Source organism: Streptomyces sp. MS191 (genome assembly GCF_008042125.1).
GTDB lineage: Bacteria > Actinomycetota > Actinomycetes > Streptomycetales > Streptomycetaceae > Streptomyces.
In genome coordinates, this window is sequence record NZ_RDBI01000040.1 from 2,972,977 (window position 1) to 2,978,105 (window position 5,129).

A 5,129-nucleotide genomic window follows, 5' to 3' on the forward strand; every position below is an offset into this window, starting at 1 on the left:
AGGTGGCGACGCCTCGGGAGACGAGCCTGCGGAGCTATCGGCTCTTCGCCGCGCGGGATCCGCGGGTGATGCTGGGGCTCGACCCCGACTGGGGTTGGGGCGAGGCGGAGTTGTTACGGCTGATGGCCGACAGATGCGGTGTGTCCGGGGACCCCGCGCACCGTTCGGGGCCCGATGTCATCGATCCGGAGCGGACGTTGAGCGCGTTGGACGCGTTCGCCGCGCGGTTGGGGGAGGTGGCGGGGCGGCGGGCTCCGGTGCTGCTCGGGACCGGTCATCCGCACCGGCTGCTCGGGTTCTACGCAGCGCTCGCAGACGCTTTGTCGGCGGCGGGATGTCCTGTCCTCACACCGGCGCAGGGGCGATGTGTCGACATAACGACCCGGTTCGGTCTACGCACGTACATCCTCGACTACGTACGGGGCGTCGCGTTGGTGCGAGAACCCCGACTGCCGGGCGCCGGGCGTGAACCGGGGGCGCACTCGCACTCGCCGCTGCCGGTTAGGGCCGCTCTGGAGGGGGCCGTGCGGGAGGGACGGCCGCTGCCGGCGCTGGTGATCGGGGACCACGGCTGGGTCTGCGGGGCAGGTCAGCTGGGTTTCGAGGCGATCGGCCTGGCCGACACGGACGATCCGGCGCTGTTCGTGGGGGAGGCGGAGGGGCAGGTGTCCGTCGCCGTTCCGCTTGATGACGCGGTCCGGGCCGACTACTACCGCCCACTGACTCGCTATGTACTCAATCGAGCGAGTCTGTCACGGTAAACGGCCGATGGCTGCTCCTCTTCCCCACTCGTACCACCCGCCCCTAGTCTGGAGCGTGAGCGCACAGCGACGCAGGGTCACCGGAGGGGAAGCCGGTGGGCGTCGTGTGCGGAAGGTACAGGTGGGTCATGGCTGCTGGCGATCGGCCTCTCAACGAGGTCAAGTTTCTGACCGTGGCGGAAGTCGCCGCGGTGATGCGAGTGTCGAAGATGACGGTGTACCGCCTGGTGCACAGTGGTCATCTGCCGGCGATCCGGGTGGGAAGGTCCTTCCGGGTCCCGGAACAGGCGGTTCACGAGTACCTGAGGGAGTCCTTCGTGGGGGTGGAGACCGCGTAGCGAGCGCGCGGCCGGGAGTCTCGTACCCCTCGGATTACAAGCTCGGCGCTCGGGCCGGTAGGCTAGGCCGACGTAGGTCGTGTGGGCCCAGACGCCCCGCACCAGTGAGAAGAAGTGAGCGAGGGTAGTCGTGGGCTCTGTTATCAAGAAGCGGCGCAAGCGGATGGCCAAGAAGAAGCACCGCAAGCTGCTCAAGCGCACCCGCGTTCAGCGTCGCAACAAGAAGTAAGCGACGGCGGAACGACGGCATTGTGCGTCGGGCGTGGCCCCTCACCGTTCTCGGTGGGGGGCCACGCCGCTTTTCAGGCCCGGCCATCCGGTCGCCTTTTCCGGTCGCGTTCCACCCGGTTGCCCACGGCGGTCATCACAGCGCAACAACAAGGCGCTACGGTGGCGCACAGGCCCCCCGGGAGCATCGGGGGAGAGACCGACGGAAGGCGCTGATCTTGGGCAAGGTCGTGCTCGTCACCGGTGCGGCCCGGCATCTCGGAGGCCGTTTCGTCCGGCGTGTGCAGCGGGACCCGGAGGTGGACCGGGTGGTCGCCGTGGACGCGGTCGCCCCGGCCCACGACCTCGCCGGCGCGGACTTCGTCCGGGCGGACATCCGGCAGCCCGCCATCGCCAGGGTGCTCGCCGAGCACGACGTGGACACGGTCGTCCACATGGACGTCACCGGTACGGCGCTGGGCACCGGGGGCCGTACGTCGGTCAAGGAGACCAACGTCATCGGCACGATGCAGCTGCTCGGGGCCTGCCAGAAGTCGCCGCGGATCAAGCGGCTGGTGATCAAGTCCAGTACGAGCGTCTACGGCTCCGCCCCGCGCGATCCGGCCGTCTTCACCGAGACCACCCCGGCCAAGTCGCTGCCGAGCGGCGGCTTCGCCAAGGACGCCGTCGAGGTCGAGGGGTACGTGCGCGGGTTCGCGCGGCGCCGTCCGGACGTGGCGGTGTGCGTGCTCAGGTTCGCGAACATCCTCGGGCCGCGGGTGGACTCCCCGCTGGGCGAGTACCTGTCGCTGCCCGTGATGCCGACCGTCCTCGGCTACGACCCCCGGCTGCAGTTCGTCCACGAGGACGACGTCATCGACGTGCTCCAGGTGGCCGCGAAGGAACCCCGGCGGGCGACGCTGAACAGCGGCACCTTCAACATCGCCGGCGACGGTGTGCTGCTGCTCTCGCAGTGCGCCCGGCGGCTGGGGAGGCCGACGGTGCCGGTGCTGCTGCCCGCGGTGACCTGGGTCGGCTCGGCGTTGCGGACGGTCGGCGTCACCGACTTCGCGCCCGAGCAGATCCGGCTCCTCACGCACGGCAGGGTCGTGTCCACCGTCCAGATGCGCGAGACGCTCGGGTTCGCACCCCGGTTCACCACCGCCGAGACCTTCGCGGACTTCGTGGCCGGGCGCGGGCCGGGGCTGCTGCCGCCGGAGCGGCTGGCGGGCGCGGTGGACCGGGTCGCGGCCCGGCTGGCGCCTTCCCCTGTCGAAAGTGTTGAGAGCGGCGACTAAGGAGCCCACGTAACCATGGCGGACGCCAAGGTCATTCCGTTCGACGACGACCGCTCGCGGGCGCGCCGGCGGCCCACCCGGGCCGGCCGGGAGGCGGCCGTGCGTGCCCTCCCTGGGCAGCAGGGGCCCGAGGAGGCGCCGCGGGTGCCCTCGGCGGTGCCCGAGGACGCCGCACCGCCCCAGGAGCCCGTGGAGGCCCCCTCGGGGCGTGCCGGGCGCGGTGACGGCTGGGAGCGGCGGCTCGCCGGCGGTCTGGCGTTCCTGCGACGGCGGGTGACGGGCGAGTACGAGGTCGACGAGTTCGGCTACGACGAGGAGCTCACCGACCAGGTCCTGATGTCGCTGGTGCGGCCGCTGTACGAGAAGTACTTCCGGGTGGAGGTGAAGGGCATCGAGAACATCCCGGCGGAGGGCGGGGCCCTGGTCGTCGCCAACCACTCCGGGGTGCTGCCGCTGGACGGGCTGATGATGCAGGTCGCCGTCCACGACAACCACCCGGCCGGGCGCCACCTGCGGCTGCTGGCGGCCGATCTCGTCTTCATGCTGCCGGTGGTCAACGAGCTCGCCCGCAAGGCCGGGCACACCCTGGCGTGCGCCGAGGACGCGGAGCGGCTGCTGCGGGCCGGCGAGATCGTGGGCGTGATGCCGGAGGGCTTCAAGGGCATCGGCAAGCCGTTCGGCGAGCGCTACAAGCTGCAGCGGTTCGGCCGGGGTGGGTTCGTCTCGACGGCGCTGCGCGCCGGGGTGCCGATCGTGCCCTGCTCGATCGTGGGTGCCGAGGAGATCTACCCGATGATCGGGAACGCCAAGACGCTGGCGCGGGTGCTCGGCTTCCCCTACTTCCCGATCACGCCGACCTTCCCGTGGCTGGGACCGCTCGGCGCGGTCCCGCTGCCGACGAAGTGGACGATCCAGTTCGGCGAGCCGATCGAGACGGACGGCTATCCGCCGGAGTCGGTGGAGGACCCCATGCTGATGTTCAACCTGACCGACCAGGTGCGGGAGCAGATCCAGCACACGCTCTACAAGCTGCTCGTGCAGCGGCGGTCGGTCTTCTTCTGACGGGCATGGCGCGGAGCGGGGGCGCCCCCGGATGGGAGGCGCCCCCGCCGAGTGTCCGCGTCAGCGGGCGTCGTCGCTGTCGATGCCCAGGCCCGGGAGCAGACCGGGCAGCAGCGGCGGGATCGTCACGTCCGGTACCTGCGGTGGCGACTGGTTGCCCGAGGGGCTCGTGGGCGTGCCCGTCCAGCTCGCGGACGTCGGCAAGGAGGTGAACGACGTCTTCGTCGCCATAGACGAGGATGTCGAGCCCCTCCACCGCCGCTGCACGAGCAGCTTGTAGAGCGTGTGCTGGATCYGCGAGCCGGGGGAGTCGTCGGCGGCGCCGGGGTCCTTGGTACCGGCGACGCCCTTGTCCAGGGTGCGCGGGAGCATCCCCTGGAGGGGCTCGACATCCTCGTCTATGGCGACGAAGACGTCGTTCACCTCCTTGCCGACGTCCGCGAGCTGGACGGGCAGGCGGGTGCGCAGGCCGTTCCAGGTGTCGCGGTGGGCCTGGGCGAACGAGTTCAGCCGGGCCATCGGGGCGATGGCACCGTCCTTCTGGTACGCCTGGTTGAGCAGCCGGCGGCCCTCGGAGGCGTCGTGCTTCATGCCGCCCAGGACGCGTCGGATCTCGGCGAGCGACTCGTGGTCGAGATCGCCCGCGCGTCCGCGTTCCATCAGTCTGCGGGCCTCGCTGAGCCGGGTCGATGCCTGGTCCAGGTAGATCCCGCCCCGGTCGGCGTCGTCGTCCGCCATCCCGAGCTTGATGTCCTCCATGCCGCGCTTCAGCCCGTAGAGCGAGTCACCGGGGAGGGCGTCGGAGCTGGCAGCGGCCACGCCGCTGAAAGCGCCCGCGGCCACACCGACCGTGAGCCCGCCCGCGGCGATGCCCTTCGACCAACGGGAGCGGGGGCGCAATTTCCGGAGCGGGGAGGCCCGGTGGGTCCCCCGTCCGCTCGACGTCCGCTGCTCCGGCACCGTAGGGCCCGCGGCCGCGGTGCCCTCCGCGAGCATCGCCTCCATGGCGGCGACGAGCTGGGCCCGTTGCACCACCTTGACCTCGGGGTCCATCTGGGGTCGCGGCAGTTCGCCGAGACCGTTCGCCAGGGCCAGCAGCCTCCCCTGATCGGCCGGTTCGGCCGAGGGTTCTGGCTGTTCGGCCGCCGCGTCCTCGGACGTCCGGTCTTCCCAGGCCTGGGCGAAGGCGTTCGCCCGCCGGTGCGCCGATACGTTCGCGATCACTGGCGGCACCTCCTCTCGTCATGACGGTCGACTCCCCGGGGTGTCCGGAAGGTTGCACACCTTGAACACATCCACACGAAAGAGTGAGTGGCTGCGGGCATGGCGTGACCACAGGGAGCCTGCATTCCGCACAACGAGCGGCGCGGCACTTGGGTTACGCGCGAAAGATGATCGGACCAGTGCGTCATCGAGGCGTCACCGACTGTGAGTTGGACGGGGGTCGTGGGGATGTGGGGGGA

Annotated in this window: 6 protein-coding genes; 5 read left to right on the forward strand and 1 reads right to left on the reverse strand. The window is 70.8% G+C overall.

The window, feature by feature from the left end; all coding sequences use genetic code 11:
• Positions 1-2 precede the first annotated feature (2 nt).
• The 5 genes from EAO71_RS20900 (at position 3) to EAO71_RS20920 (ending at position 3,666) form a co-directional block, all read left to right on the forward strand.
• The gene (locus EAO71_RS20900; RefSeq protein WP_261992210.1) at positions 3-761 is read left to right on the forward strand and encodes a phosphatase; all 759 of its coding nucleotides are present in this window, start codon (positions 3-5) and stop codon (positions 759-761) included.
• A gap of 128 nt (positions 762-889) precedes the next feature.
• Positions 890-1,099, forward strand: coding sequence for a helix-turn-helix domain-containing protein (locus EAO71_RS20905; protein WP_187282723.1), 210 nt, complete (start codon positions 890-892; stop codon positions 1,097-1,099).
• Between the two features lie 130 nt (positions 1,100-1,229).
• The gene (locus EAO71_RS20910) at positions 1,230-1,328 is read left to right on the forward strand and encodes a 30S ribosomal protein bS22 (RefSeq protein ID WP_003948845.1); all 99 of its coding nucleotides are present in this window, start codon (positions 1,230-1,232) and stop codon (positions 1,326-1,328) included.
• 217 nt (positions 1,329-1,545) lie between these two features.
• Positions 1,546-2,604 (forward strand): NAD-dependent epimerase/dehydratase family protein, encoded by a 1,059-nt coding sequence (locus tag EAO71_RS20915; protein WP_147979091.1) that lies wholly within the window; start codon positions 1,546-1,548, stop codon positions 2,602-2,604.
• A gap of 15 nt (positions 2,605-2,619) precedes the next feature.
• Complete coding sequence (locus EAO71_RS20920) at positions 2,620-3,666, forward strand: lysophospholipid acyltransferase family protein (protein ID WP_147979092.1); 1,047 nt, start codon at positions 2,620-2,622, stop codon at positions 3,664-3,666.
• Between the two features lie 60 nt (positions 3,667-3,726).
• On the opposite strand, the gene EAO71_RS20925 is transcribed toward EAO71_RS20920, so the two are convergent.
• On the reverse strand, positions 3,727-4,890 hold the full coding sequence (locus EAO71_RS20925) for a DUF5667 domain-containing protein (RefSeq protein ID WP_147979093.1): 1,164 nt from the start codon (positions 4,888-4,890) through the stop codon (positions 3,727-3,729).
• Positions 4,891-5,129 lie beyond the last annotated feature (239 nt).